At 33.2% G+C, this 19,556-nt stretch carries 18 protein-coding genes; 6 read left to right on the top strand and 12 right to left on the bottom strand.

Annotated elements, in window-relative coordinates; translation table 11 throughout:
* Positions 1-60 precede the first annotated feature (60 nt).
* The 3 genes from PKK00_00940 (at position 61) to PKK00_00930 (ending at position 3,754) form a co-directional block, all read left to right on the top strand.
* A complete protein-coding gene (locus tag PKK00_00940) occupies positions 61-840 on the top strand; it encodes a T9SS type A sorting domain-containing protein (GenBank protein HNW96958.1) in 780 nt (259 codons plus the stop codon).
* A 70-nt stretch (positions 841-910) separates the two neighbouring features.
* Positions 911-2,020, top strand: coding sequence for an aminofutalosine synthase MqnE (gene mqnE / locus PKK00_00935; GenBank protein HNW96957.1), 1,110 nt, complete (start codon positions 911-913; stop codon positions 2,018-2,020).
* Between the two features lie 447 nt (positions 2,021-2,467).
* Positions 2,468-3,754 (top strand): M43 family zinc metalloprotease, encoded by a 1,287-nt coding sequence (locus tag PKK00_00930; protein HNW96956.1) that lies wholly within the window; start codon positions 2,468-2,470, stop codon positions 3,752-3,754.
* 53 nt (positions 3,755-3,807) lie between these two features.
* Here PKK00_00930 and PKK00_00925 read toward each other — a convergent pair whose 3' ends face one another.
* The 3 genes from PKK00_00925 to PKK00_00915 are packed head-to-tail and all read right to left on the bottom strand — an operon-like array spanning position 3,808 to position 7,598.
* A complete protein-coding gene (locus PKK00_00925) occupies positions 3,808-4,851 on the bottom strand; it encodes an RluA family pseudouridine synthase (GenBank protein HNW96955.1) in 1,044 nt (347 codons plus the stop codon).
* A 10-nt stretch (positions 4,852-4,861) separates the two neighbouring features.
* Positions 4,862-6,787, bottom strand: coding sequence for a T9SS type A sorting domain-containing protein (locus tag PKK00_00920; protein HNW96954.1), 1,926 nt, complete (start codon positions 6,785-6,787; stop codon positions 4,862-4,864).
* The gene (locus PKK00_00915) at positions 6,780-7,598 is read right to left on the bottom strand and encodes a PASTA domain-containing protein (protein ID HNW96953.1); all 819 of its coding nucleotides are present in this window, start codon (positions 7,596-7,598) and stop codon (positions 6,780-6,782) included. Before PKK00_00915 ends, PKK00_00920 begins: the two co-directional genes overlap by 8 nt.
* 240 nt (positions 7,599-7,838) lie before the next feature.
* Here PKK00_00915 and PKK00_00910 point away from each other — a divergent pair, with 240 nt between their 5' ends.
* Entirely contained in the window at positions 7,839-8,825 is a 987-nt protein-coding gene (locus tag PKK00_00910) for a D-alanine--D-alanine ligase (GenBank protein HNW96952.1), read from the top strand.
* Between the two features lie 5 nt (positions 8,826-8,830).
* Here PKK00_00910 and PKK00_00905 read toward each other — a convergent pair whose 3' ends face one another.
* Positions 8,831-9,412: a non-canonical purine NTP diphosphatase gene (locus PKK00_00905; GenBank protein HNW96951.1), complete on the bottom strand. Its 582-nt coding sequence runs from the start codon at positions 9,410-9,412 to the stop codon at positions 8,831-8,833.
* Between the two features lie 128 nt (positions 9,413-9,540).
* Between PKK00_00905 and hydA the strand changes: the two genes are divergently transcribed.
* Positions 9,541-10,917, top strand: a complete 1,377-nt coding sequence (hydA, locus tag PKK00_00900; GenBank protein HNW96950.1) for a dihydropyrimidinase — start codon at positions 9,541-9,543, stop codon at positions 10,915-10,917.
* A 7-nt stretch (positions 10,918-10,924) separates the two neighbouring features.
* Here the strand turns inward: hydA and PKK00_00895 are convergent, their stop codons facing one another.
* From PKK00_00895 to purD, 5 genes are read right to left on the bottom strand one after another with little or no spacing between them, the layout of a single operon-like run.
* A complete protein-coding gene (locus tag PKK00_00895; protein ID HNW96949.1) occupies positions 10,925-11,521 on the bottom strand; it encodes a ribonuclease HII in 597 nt (198 codons plus the stop codon).
* 1 nt (position 11,522) lies between these two features.
* A complete protein-coding gene (locus PKK00_00890) occupies positions 11,523-12,605 on the bottom strand; it encodes a glycosyltransferase family 4 protein (protein ID HNW96948.1) in 1,083 nt (360 codons plus the stop codon).
* A 13-nt stretch (positions 12,606-12,618) separates the two neighbouring features.
* Positions 12,619-13,314, bottom strand: coding sequence for a phosphoribosylformylglycinamidine synthase subunit PurQ (purQ, locus tag PKK00_00885; GenBank protein ID HNW96947.1), 696 nt, complete (start codon positions 13,312-13,314; stop codon positions 12,619-12,621).
* Between the two features lie 33 nt (positions 13,315-13,347).
* Entirely contained in the window at positions 13,348-14,343 is a 996-nt protein-coding gene (locus tag PKK00_00880) for a hypothetical protein (protein ID HNW96946.1), read from the bottom strand.
* A 3-nt stretch (positions 14,344-14,346) separates the two neighbouring features.
* A complete protein-coding gene (gene purD, locus PKK00_00875; protein ID HNW96945.1) occupies positions 14,347-15,633 on the bottom strand; it encodes a phosphoribosylamine--glycine ligase in 1,287 nt (428 codons plus the stop codon).
* Positions 15,634-15,763: 130 nt separating this feature from the next.
* Here purD and rffA point away from each other — a divergent pair, with 130 nt between their 5' ends.
* Positions 15,764-16,900, top strand: coding sequence for a dTDP-4-amino-4,6-dideoxygalactose transaminase (rffA, locus tag PKK00_00870; GenBank protein ID HNW96944.1), 1,137 nt, complete (start codon positions 15,764-15,766; stop codon positions 16,898-16,900).
* A 4-nt stretch (positions 16,901-16,904) separates the two neighbouring features.
* Here rffA and PKK00_00865 read toward each other — a convergent pair whose 3' ends face one another.
* The 3 genes from PKK00_00865 to PKK00_00855 are packed head-to-tail and all read right to left on the bottom strand — an operon-like array spanning position 16,905 to position 19,519.
* A complete protein-coding gene (locus tag PKK00_00865) occupies positions 16,905-17,666 on the bottom strand; it encodes an AglZ/HisF2 family acetamidino modification protein (GenBank protein HNW96943.1) in 762 nt (253 codons plus the stop codon).
* 1 nt (position 17,667) lies between these two features.
* Positions 17,668-18,291, bottom strand: coding sequence for an imidazole glycerol phosphate synthase subunit HisH (gene hisH / locus PKK00_00860; protein ID HNW96942.1), 624 nt, complete (start codon positions 18,289-18,291; stop codon positions 17,668-17,670).
* Entirely contained in the window at positions 18,281-19,519 is a 1,239-nt protein-coding gene (locus PKK00_00855) for a glycosyltransferase family 4 protein (protein ID HNW96941.1), read from the bottom strand. The genes hisH and PKK00_00855 overlap by 11 nt, the downstream gene beginning before the upstream one ends.
* Between the last annotated feature and the right edge of the window lie 37 nt (positions 19,520-19,556).

Genomic DNA, 19,556 nt, shown 5'->3' with positions numbered 1-19,556 from the left:
TCTCTATTAAATCAAACGACTTTATGATTTCTTCTGGTACAATTAAGCGGAGAATGGTATTTGTTTCCATATAGCTTTTTATCCTTTATACGCAGCACCTCAAAAAATGATTTAGCCCGTCTTGCACAAAGATATGACGGAGTTGCAAATAGTACGGTATCAGATGTTATTGTTCAGTTAGCTGTTTTAAAAGGAACCACACAAAGTACTACTGCCAGTATTTATAGTGTTGGCACCGATAATAAACCCGGTATACTGCTTGGAACAAGTACTGCAAAACTTAAAAGTACTTTGACTACCGGTTTTGTAAATACCAATGTTTATCATTTCACTACACCTATTGCAACAACAAGTAAATTCTTTGTAACTTTAGATTTACCTTTATCATTTACTTATAATACCGATGAACTTTCAGTAATGACTATTAATAATAAATGCAGTGGTAAAAGCGGTGATAGTTTAGGATGGTTCCAATATAACAGTTCTACATGGTATTCCTATGATTGGTTTGTTGGTGCTAATTTAGACATGGCAATTTTCCCTGTTATATGTGCACAAACTGCCGTAGGTATAAATGAAAATATCGTAAATGATCACAATGTTATGATGTATCCTAACCCAACTAATAGTTTATTTACTGTTGACTTTTCAGCTTATCAAAATACCGAAGCTACAATTGAAGTATATAATATGATTGGTAAGCTTGTAAAGACTATTAAATCAGAAGGTACGACTGATAGAGTTAATATCGACATGTCAAATGAAGAAACAGGCGTATATATCATAAATATTAAAACTCCTGCAGGTAATGTTATTAAAAAATTATCTTTAATAAAGTAACTTAATAATACTTAAAATAAAAAACGTCCTGAAAATTCAGGACGTTTTTTATTTTTGTAAAAATATTTTAATGAATTTAGCCGTTATAAATAATTCTCTCCACGATAATCAATTAAAAATTATTGCTGATAAAGTTTTTTCTTCACAAAGAATCAATACTGAAGAAGGTTTATTACTTTATGAAAAAGCAGATTTGGGATTTTTAGGTTTGCTCGCAGATTTTATAAGAAAGAAGAAAAATGGAGACAACACATACTTCATAAAAAATATCCACATTGAACCAACAAACATCTGCATTTATAATTGCAGGTTTTGCTCATACTCACGAAAGGCAGGTGAACCAGGAAGTTGGGAAATGTCAATAGTGGAAATATTACAAAAAATAAAATCAGCATTAAGTAAAAAAATTTCCGAAATACATATTGTTGGCGGCGTTCATCCTGATAAAGACCTGGACTATTACAGTAATCTTATTTCTAAAATTAGGGAAATTGCTCCCAATATTCATATCAAAGCCTTTACAGCTATTGAACTCGATTACATGTTTTCAAAATCAGGAAAAACATATATAGAAGGTTTTGAGATTTTAAAAAAATCAGGCTTGAATTCTATTCCCGGAGGTGGTGCTGAAATATTCTCAGAAGAGATCCGAAACCAAATTTGTGAAAATAAATCAGCCGGAACTACATGGCTTAAAATTCATGAAGCTGCCCACAATTGTGGCATACCTTCTAATGCCACTATGCTTTACGGACATATAGAAAATTATTCTCATCGTATCGCTCATCTTGATAAGCTTCGCGAATTACAAGATAAAACAAATTTATTTAATGCTTTTATTCCTTTAAAATATCGCAATAAAAATAATAAACTGAATTTACCACAAGAAATCTCAGTAACCGAAGACCTCAGGAATTACGCGGTTTGCAGGATATTTCTTGATAATTTTCCTCACCTAAAAGCTTATTGGCCCATGATAGGCAAAGCAACTACACAATTATCCCTGTCATTTGGAGTCGATGATATTGACGGAACTATTGAAGATTCAACAAAAATTTATTCTATGGCCGGTGTTGAAGATAAAAATCCTACGCTTACTAAAGATGAAATGATAAAAATAATTTCTGATGCAAAAAAAATCCCTGTTGAAAGAGATTCGCTTTATAATCCAATTAAATAAGCTCCTGAATCACCCTATAAGAAAATTCTCCTGAATAAATGAAAAAAAAGTATCAACAAATAAGATAAAGGATTTGCTTAAAATCCTTTAAAAGGATATATTTGTAGTGTTAAGTTTATTTTGAAATGGCGATAATCCTGAGTATACTCGTTCTTATCCATTTTGAAAAAATTATTAGAACGAGTTATGCCGATAGTAACGCTTGTTGAAAAATTATTTTTGCAGTCGCCGCGGCGACCTGTTACGTATCGGTATAAATCGAAGGATAAACCGCATACAGAATGTTCACATTTCGATAAACTCAATATGCCATTCTGTGATATATTTGACTTAACTTAACATTAGTATCTTATCTATTTTTTTATTTATATTAAACCTTTTTATAACAACTCAACCCCTTAATAACAGATTCAATAAATCAACATTAATAAATCAATTTAAAAGCCTATGAAAAAACTATTACTTATTATCGGATCAGTGTTGATATCCGCTTCATTTACAAATGCTCAAAATACCGTAGATGATAACAATGCTGTAATCCCCAAAAGACATTGTGCTACCATGGAACACCGGAAAGCATTGGAAGCATTAGACCCTGGCTATACACACAAACTTCAGCAGCTGGAAGAACAGACACAGGAATGGATAAAAAACAATCCTAATTATGAACAAAAAACAGTTGTAACAATTCCTGTAGTTGTTCATGTTGTTTATAAAACTACAGCCCAGGCTATTTCTCTTACGCGGGTACAGGAACAGATAGACATCCTAAATATTGATTATGCCGGACTTAACACAAACGGGAATATGGGTGCATTTGCTTCATCTCTAAAAGCAAATACAGAATTACAATTCTGCCTTGCTACCAAGGATCCTAATGGAAGCCCGACCACGGGTGTTGAATATAAACAAACAACTGTTACATCATGGACTTACGATGATATGGTAAAATATTCATCTAATGGAGGAGCCGACCAATGGAACCCTAATAAATATATGAATATCTGGGTTTGTGTTCTTGGTGGTGGGCTTTGTGGTTATGCTGAATTTCCTGTTACTGGATTAAGCAACACTTATGGGGTTGTAATCCATTATCAATATTTTGGGAAAACCGGTGCATCTGCTCCATACAATAAAGGCGGCACAACAACTCATGAAATCGGACATTGTTTTAACCTTTACCATATTTGGGGCGACGAATCGGGTTGCAGTGGTTCTGATTATTGCAACGACACCCCAAATCAAGCTAGTGAGAATTATGACTGTCCAACAGGCGTTTTAACTGATGCTTGTGCTACTACAAGCCCGGGGTTTATGTACATGAATTTTATGGACTATACCGAAGATGCCTGTTATCATAATTTTACACCTAACCAGAAAGCAAGGATACAAGCGTGTTTTGCAACCGGACCTTTAAAAAACCTTGGAACTGCAAATTCAACTTATAGCTTATGTTCTAATGCAGCTGTTAATGACATTATTAATGATAAAGAAATTAAATTATTTCCTAATCCTACCAATAACGAATTTACCATTGATTTTTCAGGATATGAAAAAACGGATGTAAACATTGATGTTTACAATATGATTGGTGAACATATTAAAAGTATTACTTATGACGGAACAACTGATAAAATGACCATTAATATTTCAAGCGAAAATTCAGGAATATATATTGTAAACATTCAAACAACGGAAGGTAATGTAATCCGAAGGATATCATTACTTAAATAACTAATAAAAAAAGTCCCGAAATCCCTATAGATATCGGGATTTCGGGACTTTTTTTATTCTTCAAATTCATTTTTTTTATCTGAAATATATTTTCTCCATTTCACAATAACAGCCTGCATATCGTGCGGTAAATCGGAATCAAAGAATATTTCTTCTCCTGTTGCAGGATGTTTAAACCCGAGCGATTTTGCATGCAGCGCCTGTCGCGGAAGGATATTAAAACAATTTTCTATAAACTGTTTATATTTTGAAAAAGTCGTTCCTTTTAAAATATAGTCCCCGCCATAAGTTTCATCATTAAAAAGCGGATGTCCCGCATATTTCATGTGTACCCGTATCTGGTGAGTACGACCTGTTTCCAGCTGGCATTCAATTAAAGTGATATAACCAAAACGCTCAAGTACCCTGTAATGTGTTATTGCCGATCTGCCAATTTCTTCATCCTGGAAAACAGCCATAATTTTTCTATCTTTCAAACTACGCGCAATATTCCCGGTAATTGTACCCTCTTCCTCTTTAAAATCGCCCCAAACCAGCGCATGATATTTTCTTTTTATGGTATGATCAAAAAATTCTTTTGCCAGCTTAGCCTGTGCTATTTCATTTTTAGCAACCAAAATTATTCCCGAGGTATTTTTATCAATACGATGAACAAGAAATGGTTTTACGTTTTCATTATTTTTTTCTGATTGCTGAAAATGATAAATCAATGCATTGACCAATGTTCCTGTATAATTGCCATAACCCGGGTGAACAACCATTCCCGGTTCTTTATTTATTATAATAATATCATCATCTTCATAAACAATGTTGATAGGAATATTCTGTGGAATCAATTCTATTTCGCGCGGAGGCTGAGCCAGCACGATAGAAATTATATCACAAGGTTTTACTTTATAATTAGGCTTTACTGAATTCTTATTCACCAGAATATTTCCGGCATTTGCTGCTGCCTGAATTTTACTTCGTGAAACTCCTTCAATGCGATTCATTAGGTATTTATCAATCCTCAGCAGGCTCTGACCTTTATCAACTACAAAGCGATAATGTTCATACATTTCCTGCTCTTCGTCGAGGACTTCAAATTCTTCTGACATTATAAAAAATTTATTTTAAAATTGAAAGTTTTGTAAAATACTTGATTTTACTACTATTTGAAGTTATCGAAAGCAGATAAATTCCATTTTGCAAATCTGAAATATCAATATTTTTTGAAAAAGGTGATTTATAAACTTCGTTACCAAGAATATCAAAAACATGAATTATAAATTCTGAATTATCCTTATTGATTTTATTTGGAAGACAGATTGTAATATTTTCACCACTCGAAGGATTGGGGTATGTTTTAATTTCTCCTGTGTTTTCAGCAATTTCAGATATGTTTGCATAAACAGGCAGTTTTTTACCAAGTACCGGATGTATCATTAAAGCGCCGGAATAAATGCTGTTCATCCATCCGCTTCCGGTATTAAAATAAATATTTGAATGCGCATCATTATTTTTATCAAAGCCTAAATTTAAATTATCGGCAGTAACCTGAACCCAGCCTACATAAAAGGTTCCGCTAAGTATTAATGTTTCATCGTTAACAGCGTACCTGTAAAACTTATTAAGACTATCCTCAAACTGCGGCTTTAAACTTGTTTGCTGATAAATAATATCTTTTGGACTTCCCGAACCATCATTCCATATTGTAAGATTAAAATATTGCTGACTGGCATTATTATACGTCTGGTTAAAAAACATATCAATTGCTCTAAGCGTATCCGGATGATTCAAGGTAAACTTGTATGCAAGCATTGAATTTGCAGGGGTTAAACCATATCCTCCTTCAGGAGTACCATCATCGTAAGCATAATAATTATAAAATTTCTGATTGAATACAACTGTATCGTTTTGCCTGTGATTATCGCCGACCATGCCTTCCTTAATCAAATGAACAATGCGGAATGAAGCGCTATCGCTGGAATTACATGGATAATCAAATTCTACAGGAGGTCGTGCATGAGGTTGATAATTTTGGTATCCTGCCTGTGAATACGGATAAACATTCCAACTACCACCATCGTATGAGTATACATTGGTTTCATTTTCATTAAAAACACCAAACCTGTAACTTGAATTGTATTCGACTGTATCAAGGTTCGTAATTGTCATGTATAACGTATCTTTCATTTCAGTTGCAGGATTATCGCAATATTGCGACCATGGCATGGAATAATAATTTTTCAGCGCACTTGGTGCAGGCTCAACAAAAGCAATATCTCTATAAGCAGTATCTGCAATACTACGATCTTTATCAAGATAGATATAATCTAAATTCCATTGGTCAACATTACCTGCCCAGCTTGGCATGCTGTTATTGGCAAGGCTTGCATAATTATAAAAACGAAAACGGAATCCTTTATGAAAATATGTTGCACTATCGGTAATAGGAATCATTACCTGCTGAAACCATTTTCCATGTTTTGCATAAAACTGTGCCATCGTGCTTCCTTCTGAACTCCACACATGTTTCCATTCTCCTGTTAGCGGAGCATAAAATTCAAGGACCAGTGAATCCTCGGTTTCGGGAGCATTGCTAATTCCCTGCGGTTGATATAAAAAACTAAGATATACGGAATCGCCAATAGTTAAAGCAACCGTATCAATTCCATAAATTGAATCGAGCTTAATAAAATTTGAAGTAAGCGAATCGGCTATAAAACTATAAGCTGTAGCGTTAGTATATAGCGCACCGGAATCGTTTAACGCGTCGAAAGTAGCAACACCATAAGTGGGTGGATTTTTACAATACGAAGAATTGATAAAAACATATTTGTCTGTCCACAAAGTATCATCAGGAAAAACACTAACTGTTGAAAAATCATCAAAAAATGGGAGCTTCAGCATTCCTGAAAATTTTCTCTCAGCATGAATTGTTTTCATATCTTTTAAAACAGGGTTTGTATATAATCCTGTTACTATTTCCTGTGCATTTATAAGTACCGGAAATAATAATACTATCAGTATATGAATAATTTTTTTATTCATTGTCAATTGTATCACTTTTAATTTTTTTAAGATATGCTTTAAAATCAAATTTTTTACTTGATTTATATCTAAGATTAACGGTACTTCCAAGGCTTACCGATTCTTTTTTAGTATAAAAAGGACTTTGTTTATATACCTTAGCATTTGCTGTGTCGGCGCCATCTTCAAAATCTTCATCACCTAAATTCAAACCGTTTTCAGTAATCAACCTTATTGCTTCATTACGTGTTTTTCCAATAAGAAAAGGAATTGATGTTTTTTCATTTTCCTCTCCCCTTCCCACTACAAGATCAATAGATGAACCTTTTTCAATTTGTCTTCCGGGTTCAATGGGTTCGCCATTATACTTTTGCTTTAATACAGCATTGCGTGCTATATCTTTTACATATTCGAGCTTCCCGGTTTTAAGTCCGTAGGTTTCAAGAATAGCAACCGATTGTCTTAATGTAAGGTCTTTCAGGTCTGGAACTGCAACACGTTCGGGTAATATAGCAATTACCGTTACATAAATCACTCTTCCGCTTTTTACTTTTGAATTGGGGAACGGGTCCTGGCTGGCAACCGTACCTTTTTTCCCATTGGAATCATAAATGGAATCAATAATCAGGTAATCCAAACCTCTATCATTTAAATATTCTCCAATCTCTTCTGTCTTTAATCCGGTAAGATCAGGAACAGTAATTTCCTCGCCATGATGAGTAATACCACCTAACAGCAGTGTAATTACCCATATAAGAATAAAGGTTACCGCTACAGATAAAATCAAATGTTTTAAAAATACTTTGCTTTTAAGAAATTGTTTCAGTCCCATTTTGTATTTTTTTGAAACAATAAATTCATTAAACAATAAAAATCTTTATTTATTGTTACAAGGCAAAGATAAAAATTAATATCAAGATTGATACATACAACAACAACACGAAAAATGAATTATTAACCTTCTGTTGTTATTATTATACTTAAACAGAAAAATTTTAACTTATCAAATATGCATATATTTGCAGTCTGTAGGGAAATTGAATAATATAAATTGTTGAAAAGGAAAAATTCTATGTCATCAAAAAAGAATATTGCACTTATAACCGGCGGAGATTCCGGCGAATCTGTTATTTCTCTGAAAAGCGCTACCATTATCAAAGAAAACATTGAAAGAGAAAAATATAATGTTTATACTATACTGTTATCAGGGAAGAACTGGACATACATAGCTGATGACAACACCATGAGCGCCGTGGATAAAAATGATTTTTCTGTTTATGATAACGGTAATAAAATTCTTTTCGATGCAGTATTTATTGCCATTCATGGAACTCCCGGTGAAGATGGCAAACTCCAGGGATACTTTGATATGATGGGCATTCCATACACTTTTTCAGGAGTCATTTCATCGGCTGTTACTTTTAGTAAACATTTTAGTCATGCTTTAGCTGATCAATACGGAGTTACCATAGCAAAATCAGAATTAATAAGGTTAGGAGAAAAATATGATATCAATGATATTCTGAAAACCACAGGGCTTCCCTGTTTTGTAAAGCCCAATAATGGTGGCTCGAGCATTGGCGTTACCAAAGTTAAGGTAAAAGAAGAATTGGAAGAAGCCATAAAAACTGCATTTAAAGAAGATACAGAAGTTCAGATAGAAGAATTCATTGAAGGAATAGAAGTTACTTGTGGTATACTTCAGAAAGGAAATGAACTAATTGCTTTGCCATTAACCGAAATCGTACCTAAAAGAGAATTTTTTGATTATATCGCTAAATACGAACCCGGTCTTACTGATGAAATAACTCCTGCACGTGTTCCCGAAGAAATACATAAAAAGTGTAAAGAAATATCATTAAATCTTTTTAAAAAATATAATTGCAGAGGTGTTGCCCGTTTTGATTTTATCATAAAAAATAATATTCCTTATTTTCTTGAAGTAAATACCATTCCCGGATTAAGCACTGCAAGCATTATTCCCAAACAGGCTCAAAGCTACGGTATTTCATTAAAAGAATTATTTTCAATTCTTTTAGATAATGTAATTAAAAAATAATTTTCTTAGAAAGATTGTGATAACAGGTATTCTGTAAGCTTGTGTATAGCTTTACCTCTATGGCTGATTTTATTTTTTTCTTCTAACGACATTTCTGCAAAAGTAATATCATACCCTTCAGGAATAAAAATAGGATCATAACCAAAACCTTTATTTCCGCGCTCTCTGGTTAATATATTCCCTTCAACCCTTCCTTCAAAACTCATCACCTCACCATTTATTATCAGCGCAACAACACAACGGAAACGGGCTTTACGGTTCTCTCTTCCCTTCATCTCTTCTAAAACTTTTATCATATTATCCTCGAAGTTACAACCTTCACCGGCATAACGTGCAGAATACACTCCAGGTCTCCCGTCAATTGCATCGATTTCAAGGCCGGTATCATCAGCAAAACAATTTTCGTGATACTTATCAAAAATATATTGAGCTTTCATTTTTGCATTTTCTTCAAGTGTAATGCCTGTTTCAGGAATATCTTCTTTAATCCCCGCTTCATCAAGACTGATGATTTTAAATCGTTCTCCAACTGCTTCTCTTACTTCATGCAGCTTGTGTTTATTATTCGTGGCAAATATGAATTGCATAATTCTTTAGTAATAAATTTAGTTTAAGTGAATAATCATTAATTTTGCTAAATTACGCAACTAATACGAAAACAGTACCGGTTGCAGGTATAATTTTAAAAGAATATTTTGATAATGAAAATAAAAGAATGAAATCAATTCTGTTAAAAAATGGATTATTGATTTCTTCAGAAAAAGAATATAGCGAAGATATTCTCATTTCCGGAGAAATCATTTCTGAAATAAAAGAAAATATTTCTTCAATTCCTGAAGATACCAACATTATTGACATTTCCGGTAAACTTGTTTTTCCGGGAGGCATTGATGCACATGTTCACATGGAACTTCAAACTCCGGCAGGTCCTTCGTCCGACGATTTTTATACTGGCAGCATTGCAGCAATTTACGGAGGCACCACATCATTTATTGATTTTGTTACTCCGGTTAAAAATGAATCGCTTATTGATGCACTTACTGAACGAATGAGGTTTGCCGAAAAGTCATTAATTGATTATTCATTTCATATGGGTATAACATCATGGAAGCCTGAAATAGCAAGGGAGATGGAAATTATTGTAAAAAAATACGGCATTACTTCATTTAAAACTTATTTAGCTTATAAAGGCACTGTTGGAATTGAAGAAGCAGAATTGCTTGAAGTGATGAAAACTGCAGCTAAGCTGAATGCTTTGGTAACTGTACATTGCGAGACAGGTGATGAAATTCTCCGCTTACAAAAAAAATTCATCAGGGAAAATAAAACATTACCAAAATATCATGCTTTATCACGACCCGTGGAATGTGAAATCAACTCTGTAAAGAATGTTATTCAAATTGCAAAGCAAACCAAATGCCCTGTATACATTGTTCACACATCGGCAGCAGGTTCACTTGATGCAATTGAAAAAGCCCAGATAGAAGGACAGCCGGTATTTTCCGAAACCTGTCCGCAATATTTATTTCTCGATGAATCGTTATACGAACTTCCTCTTCCCGACTCTTTAAAATATATTATAAGCCCACCGTTAAGAAATGTTGAAGACCAAAACCGCTTGTGGCAAGGCATTCAAAAAGGTTCAGTAAGTGTTATTGCTACCGATCATTGTCCGTTTAATTTATCGGGACAAAAAGATGTTGGTATTTCAAATTTTACAAAAGTGCCTAATGGTGCAGGGAGCATTGAACACCGATTATCTCTTTTATATACTTATGGCGTTCTCAAAAATAAAATTTCTGTTCAACAATACGTTCAGTTGTGCTGTACCAATCCTGCAAAAATATTCAGGCTTAATCCGCGAAAAGGTGATTTGACAAAAGGTTCCGATGCGGATATTGTTGTTTGGAATCCAAAAATTAAAGAAAATATTTCATCAAAAACGCATCATCAAAATTGCGATAGCAATATTTTCGAAGGCTTTGAAACTATCGGAAAACCTGAATATGTATTTGTTAAAGGAAAAAAAGTTCTTGAAAAAAATAAAATAAATATTTCAGGACTTAAAGGAAAATTTATTTCAAGAAAATAATAAGAATTTAAAATTCTAATTTTATTTGCGGATTCAAATTGAAGGTACGGCGATGATGTATGCTGATACCTTCCTTCTGAATTGCCTCGTAATGCGCTTCTGTAGGATACCCTTTATTCTTTCCCCAATGATATGCAGGACATTCTTTATCCAGTTTTATCATATATTCATCGCGATAAGTTTTCGCTAATATTGAAGCTGCTGCAATCGACATGTACAATCCATCGCCACCAACAATGGTCTTATGAGGAATATCATCATATTTTTTAAAACGGTTCCCGTCGATAAGTAGTAACTGTGGTTTGACTTTTAATTTTTTTATTGCCTTGTGCATTGCCGCAATTGAGGCATTTAAAATATTTATCCTGTCGATTTCTTTATTCGAAACTTCAGCAACAGCCCATGCAATAGCCTTTTTCTGAATATCTTTTCTTAACTTCTCGCGATTATCGGGAGAAATTTTTTTTGAATCGTTAAGTAATTTATTTTTATATGTTGCAGGTAAAATCACAGCAGCAGCAAATACAGGACCTGCAAGGCACCCACGACCTGCTTCATCGCAACCTGCTTCTATCAAATCATTGGTATATGAAGCTAATAACATATTACAATTGAATTAGTTCCTTGAAGTATGCAAGGTAATAATTTTTTTGCGATTCAACAGAATATTTTTCAATAACAGTTTGTCTTCCACCAGCACCAAGTTTTTCACGCAATTCTTTCGATTCAATTAACTGTGAAATTTTTTCAATCCATTCTTCTTCAGTATTTGCAAGAAACCCGTTTTCACCATCCTGAATTATTTCATTATTCACTCCTATTGCAGACATCACCGTGGGAATTTCCAAAGCCATATATTGCAACCCTTTGAACCCGCATTTCCCTTTTGTCCACTCGTCATTGGGTAAAGGCATAATTCCAATATCAATTTCCGAAAGGTCATCAATTTCGGTTTCTTTATTCCAGCGTATTCCTTTTAATTTTAATTTTTCATTTTCGTATGTTTCGCTTCCAATCAGTTTGAAATAAATCTTATCACCGAAATTATCTTTTATTTTTTTTAGAAAATTTTCGGCCATCCTGAAATGCTTGATAGTAGTAATGCTTCCGGTCCATCCAATACAAATTTTATCATTATTTTTTTTCAGGGTCTTCTTCTTATGATAATCGGTATCGATAGTTGTCGGAACAATTTTTACATTTTTATTGAATAGCGAAGCATAATCAAAAAGATATTTATTACCGGCAAAAACCATATGCGATAATTTTATGATTTGCTCAGTTTTTGCAGGATTCTTGAGCCATTTCCATTTTTTATTTCCTTCCGAAACATCCATTAGCCATATGGCATCATCGAAATCGAAAACTAATTTTGAATGCATGCTAAAAGCTTTCTCAAATTTAATGGAACGGAACATTAATGCTTCGCGCTGAACAAAAACGCAATCGTAATTTTTTAAATTTTTTAGATCAAGTGAACGGATACTGTATGATTTACAAAGGAATTCATACTTTTTCAGCAAATGCCCTTTTTCATATAAATACAAATCATCTTCTGAAGAAACCAGGAATGAGAAATCGGAATCAAAGCCATTATCTTTTAAGAAATCAATATATTGTTCAAAGCGGAAACGCTGACTGGGAGACCTTCCGGGACGATGAGCCGCAACGAATAATATTTTCGGCATCGTAAAAAAATTATTAAACCGTCACAAAATTTTTCAGTACCGATTCAAATACTTTTCTTCCATCTGTGTTTTGTAGCTCAATGTCAGCAGCTCTTTCAGGATGTGGCATCATACCAAAAACATTTCTTTTTAAATTGCATATTCCTGCAATGTTTTCAAGTGAACCATTGGGATTGGCTTCTGGAGTTATTTTTCCTTTTTCATCGCAATAACGGAAAAGGATTTGGTCGTTGTCATTTAATTTCTTCAATTCTTTTTCATCAATATAATATCTTCCTTCGCCGTGAGCAATAGGTATTTTCAGGGCTTCTTCAGGATTAAGTTCAGATGTAAGAATTGTATTTTTTGTCTGAGGTTTGATAAAAATATTTTTACAAATAAATTTCTGATTATTGTTATGCTGCAATGTTCCGGGCAATAATCCAGCTTCGCATAAAATCTGGAACCCGTTGCAGATTCCCATCAGGTAACCACCGTTATTTGCATGTTGAATCACGTTTTCCATAATGGGAGAAAACCTTGCAATTGCTCCTGACCTTAAATAATCGCCATATGAAAAACCTCCCGGAAGAACAATAAATTCGCACTTTTGCAAATCTTTATCTTTATGCCATAGTTTAACAACTTCCTGTTTCATGATATTTTTCAATACATAAATAATATCATGGTCACAATTAGAGCCCGGGAAAATAACAACACCAAATTTCATAGTTCAAATTTTTCTTTTGTAAAATTACTAAATTTATTTTATTAATTCGAATATATCTAAACGGCTAAATGCCACTATTATCGTAATTAAAATCAATATTATTTCGTTTCGTATTGATTTGCGCATATTTGAAATATACAATGCTACTATTACAGATGCCGGCACCAGCAACATAACAAAACCAATGATACCATATAGCGGACTTATAACCATTGACAAATATGAAATTACAAACAACCAAATTATAAGAGAAAGAAGTTTCCTGATGCGTATCGCTTTTTCGCTGATTAATTTAATCATGAAAAAAACTGCCATTAATAAGATAAACCCAATTAAGCTTATAAAAATATAAGTATTGAATGTAGGTTTAAAATCATAAAAATTTATAACCTGAATTGCATGCGCGTACTCATTTATTTTCAATGGAAGTTTGTCGTTCCAGAAATAATATGTTCCAAGAAATAAATAGGGCAACCCAAAACCTATCAGGCTTATAAACCATTCTCTCCATGCTAAAATCCTATATACAATAAAACACGCCCAAATAAAAAAGATAAAAACTATAGCAGGAAAATAAAACATGGAAGCAAAAGACACCAGCATAGAAGTATTGAAAACCAAGGCATATCCTTCATTTTTCTCATAAAGTTTGAACAGGTTATTCAGTACTATCGTCATAATGAATCCCGAAAATATGATTGGATGAAGCACAACAATATCGCTGAATGAAGCAGTAAACAATATGAAGATAAAAGCCCCCATGTAGGTTTTACCGGGCATCAGATCGTTCCCTGATAAAAGATTATTTATCAATAATGCCTGCAACAAAACAAGGACTATGGCTATAAATGAATTTATAATTACAAAATCACCAAGATAAGTTACCAAAACATTATAAAACGGGGAAGCCGGTATATATCCAATAAAAGCATTTTCGGTACAAAACATTTTACTCCATAATACAACGGTAAGTAATATCAATACACCTAATGAAAAAATGCTGTTTGAACCAAAGATTCTTGTTAACATAATTTATTTTAAAAACTTCATCAGGTCGGCGCCAATATCTTTTCTAAAATATTTTCCTTCAAAATTTATTTTGTCAGCATTTTGAAATGAAATATTTAATGCCGATTTCATTTCTTTATGCAATGAAGTAACAGCAATAACGCGCCCTCCGTTTGTTACTACGTCTTCATCTTTAAATGTGGTTCCGGCATGAAACACCAAACTGTTTTTAATATCTTCGCATCCTGTAACTAATTTTCCTTTAGCGTAATTGCCAGGATAACCATGTGAAACAAGCATCACAGTAACGGCATAATCAGGATTGATTTCCATATCCTGTTCATTCAATTTTTTTTCTGCAACAGCTTTAAATATTTCAAGTATATCTGTTTTAATGCGGGGTAAAACGACTTCTGTTTCCGGATCGCCCATCCTTACGTTATATTCAATTACGTAAGGTTCGCCGTTTACATTTATCAAACCCACAAAAATAAAACCTACAAATTCAATCCCTTCCTGTTTTAATCCGTTCATTGTTGGCTCAATAATTCTGTCTTTTACTTTTAGCAAAAAAGCATCATCAGCAAATGGAACCGGCGATATAGCGCCCATTCCACCGGTATTTAAACCGGTATCACCTTCGCCAATCCTTTTATAGTCCTTAGCTTCAGGAAGAATAAAATATGATTTTCCATCGGAAATTATAAAAGATGAAAGTTCAATTCCTTTCAAAAACTGTTCAATCACCACTTTATTACTGGCATTACCAAACTTCCTGTTCTGAAGCATTTCCGTTAATTCTGTTTCTGCTTTCAGAATATCTTCACATATTATAACACCTTTTCCGGCTGCTAATCCATCAGCTTTCAAAACATACGGAGGGTTCATGCTTTTCAGAAAACTTTTTGCATCTTTTATTTCATTAGCAGAGAACGACTGATATGCAGCAGTCGGAATATTATACTTTTTCATAAAGGCTTTAGCAAAATCCTTACTTCCTTCAAGTGCCGCAGCTTGTTTGCAGGGACCTATAACCGGAATATTTTTTAATTCTGTATCATTATTAAAAAAATCAACAATTCCGTTAACTAAAGGTTCTTCCGGTCCTACAACAATCATATCCACTTCATGCGCCAGCACAAAGTTTTTTATTTCATTAAAATCGTTAGGGTTAATGTTTACATTTTCTCCATAATCAGCAGTACCGGCATTTCCCGGTGCAATCCATAATTCATCAAGCAAAGGACTTTGTGCCATTTTCCACGCAAAAGTATGTTCTCTCCCGCCTGAACCTAATAATAATACTCTCATAATATTTTTTATTTCATTGGCAAAATAACAAAAAACGGTTCAAGTATTTTCTGTTTAAGAAATGAATTTTTAAACAATCGGTTCACAATATTTAATTATATCTTTATCTTTGTATTGATACTAAATTCTGATGATCCCATTCAATATACCTTATACAACAGGCAAAGAGAACCGATACATTAGAAAAGCTCTTGCTTTAAAAAAATTTTCGGGAGACGGTAGTTTCAATAAAAAATGTCAGGAACTGATTGAAAAAGATTTGAGCTGTTCTAAAGTTTTTCTCACACCTTCCGGTACTGCCGCGCTTGAAATGGCTGCAATACTCTGTAATATTAAAGAAGGTGATGAAGTAATAATGCCGTCATTCACTTTTCCTTCGTCAGCAAATGCATTCGTGCTAAGAGGAGCAAAAATTGTTTTTGTTGATATTAATCCGAAAACAATGAATATCGACGAGAATTTGATTGAACAGGCAATTACCGAAAAAACGAAAGCAATTGTTGTGGTTCATTATGCCGGAATTGCATGTAACTTGGGAAAAATAAAAGCAATTACTGATAAAAATAATTTATTCTTAGTTGAAGATGCTGCTCATGCCTTTGGGGCAAAATACAACGATAAATACCTTGGAACTATTGGAGATATCGGCTGCATCAGCTTTCATGAAACTAAAAACATCCATTGTGGTGAAGGCGGAGCAATTATTATTAATAATTCAATATTTGCGGAAAGGGCAGAAATAATAAGGGAAAAAGGAACCGACAGGAGCAAATTCAAAAGAGGTGAAACATTAAAATATTCATGGCTTGATAAAGGGTCATCGTATTTGCTTTCAGAAATAAACGCTGCATTTCTTTATGCTCAATTACAAGCTTATGAAAAAGTAAATAAAAAAAGAGTAAAACTTTTTGAATTATATAAAGAAGAACTTGAATATTTGGAATCTTTAGGAAGGATTGGGCTGCCGGTAATTCCTGATTACTGCAAACATAACGGACATATTTTTTATATGAAATGCAAAGACGAAACAGAAAGAAATAATCTAATTGACTTTTTAAATAAAAACACTGTTTATCCAGCTTTTCATTATTTGCCATTACATAGTTCAAAAGCAGGACAAGCATTTGGTATATTTAACGGCGATGATTTATTTACCACACTGGAAAGTTCCAAACTGCTAAGGTTACCTATGTTTTATGATTTAAATAGAAAAGAAATCAAAGAAATAGGAAAAGTGATTAAACGATTTTACGAAACTAAAAATTAGATTATTACTCAAATAACGTTACAAGTTCTTTCTGTGTAGGAAAATTAATCAGCACAGCCCTCCTGCTTCCATGAAATACAAATAAACTTCCGGCTGCCACTGCCGAAGCATTTCCTTCTGTAACTGCTTTTTTCAAATCATTAAGTGAACCGGCACCACCTAATGCAACAACAGGTACATCAACAGCGTCGGCAACTTTTTTTATCAGTGCAGTATCATATCCTGTCATTGCCCCATCGCAATCAACAGAATTAATAATGATTTCGCCTGCACCTTTTTCAGCTACCTGTTGGGCATAATCTACAGGATTGGCGCCAGTTGATTTAGTTCCGGCATTTATATAAACCTGTTGCTTACCAAAAATATTTTTCTTTACATCAATAGAAACAACAATTGTTGAACTGCCAAATTCATCAGAAGCTTTTTTAATAAAATTCAAATCATGATATGCATAGCTGTTAATGCAAACTTTTTCAGCTCCTGCTTTTAAAAGCTCACGGATTTGCTCAACACTGGAAATACCGCCACCAACAGCGAAAGGCATATTACATTCTTCACCAATATTTTTTACAAGATTTAAATTAATGCAACGCTTCTCTTTGGTTGCAGTAATATCAAGAAATACCAGTTCATCAGCTTTTTTCTCATTAAATATTTTCACAGCATTTAACGGGTCGCCAACATAGGTGTAATCTTTGAATTTAACGGATTTTACCAACCCGTTATTTCTCAGTAAAAGACAAGGAATTACTCTGGGACGAAACATATTAAATGCTTATAAAATTTTTTAAAATTTTTAATCCGCTGTCGTGACTTTTTTCAGGATGAAACTGAAATCCGTAAATATTTCCTTTCGAAATTCCGGAAGAAAATTTAACTCCATATTCTGTTGAACATAATGAATCCTCATTATTTTCGCATATTACACGATAGGAATGAACAAAATAAAACATATCGTCATTCGTTAAGCCATTTAAAATAGAGTCATTTTTATCAATTGTAATATTATTCCATCCCATATGTGGAATTTTTAATCCGCTTAATTTTTCTTTTTCAAATCGAATGGTTTTTCCGGGAATCCAACCTAAACCCTCGACGTTTCCTTCTTCACTATAATTCGTTATAAGCTGCATGCCAAGGCATATTCCAAGAACCGGAATTTTTTCTTCGAGTGCTTTATAATCCAAAACATCTTTTAATTTCTTTTCAATAATATTTTTCATGCCAACAGCAAAATGACCAACTCCGGGTAATATTATTTTTGAAGCATTACGAATTTCTTCCGCTGATGAGCTTACGATAACATCAGGAAAAAGTTTTTTCAATTTATATTGCACCGAATATAAATTACCCATTCCATAATCAATTATCACAATATTACTATTGCTCATTTTCTATAGTCATTAAAGATTTATAGACTTCATCATATTTCTCAATTCCTTTTTCCAAAGAAAAATATTTTTCAGCATAAGCGCAAATAATTTCAGGAGAAATTTTTAAAACATTATCTATCTCATTAATCGCTTTATTGTATTCCGTTTCATTAAATGAATCTATAACAATTCCAGACTTTGTTTCATTCATAATTAAATCAACATCACCCACATTTCCATTGCAAATTAAAGGAATTCCCATGCCCATTATTTCTCCCATCTTGGTAGGCGAAGAAGCTTTTTTTGAGAATACCGGCTTAATAAAAAACATCGAAATATTTGATAACGCAAGTAATTCGGGCACTTCATATCGATTTGCTTTTTGAATAATTATTTTATCTGTAGAAATTTTTCTTTGTTTTGCTTTCTCTAAAATGTTTTCAGGATTTTCATGCGTGATAAAAAGAAATTTTGCACTTTCCTTTTTATTACTCAAAACCTTAAAGAAATCAAGCATTTCATCAAGCAAATACCAAGTACCTATTGAACCCAAATATGAAATAATAAAATCGGCTTTTTGTATTTTGAATTTCTCAAACCATTTATTTTTTTTATTGTCATCAATATTTTTTTTATTGAATAATTTCAAATCGGCACAACAAGGAATGACCTTTATTTTTAATGGCCCCGATGATAATTTCCATTTTAATATTTCTTCTTTTGCGCTTTTTGTAAGACTTATGATATAATCAGCATGAGTAAAAAAAAGTTTTTCTTTCTTTTTAAAATAATTGTAAACCTGCTTGTATAAAGGGTTCTTAATATTCCATAAATTACCGTCAACTCGTTCATCAGCAAAAAATCCGCGCATATCAAAAATAAATTTTGTTCCGAATTTATTTTTCATTTTCAAACCGGTGAGCGCGGCAATATAACTGCGACAATGGATTGCATCAATCTTATAATTCCTGATTATTTTTTTCGCAAGACGATTTATTTTCCAAATATCAAAAACCGTTGATAATACAGGCGGTTTAGAAGTATAGCGTAACGGAAACCATTTAATATTTTTTAATGCTAAATCATTTTTGATATCCGAATATTCTTTCGTTTCCTTCGATTTTTTTTCGCAACTGATTAAAAGTATTTCATAGCCCTTGACCGTCAATCCCGACAAATAAGGAATAACCTGCGATTGCCCCAGTGGGTCGGTCATTCCGTCATATGAAATATAAAGGATTTTCACAATAAGTTTTTTGTAAAAATACTAAGAATTTAGTATC

This window comes from Bacteroidales bacterium (genome assembly GCA_035353855.1).
In the GTDB taxonomy this organism is placed as follows: domain Bacteria; phylum Bacteroidota; class Bacteroidia; order Bacteroidales; family CG2-30-32-10; genus DAOQAK01.
The sequence above is the reverse complement of the archived record's forward strand: the minus strand, read 5'-3'. Positions and strand labels throughout refer to the sequence as shown.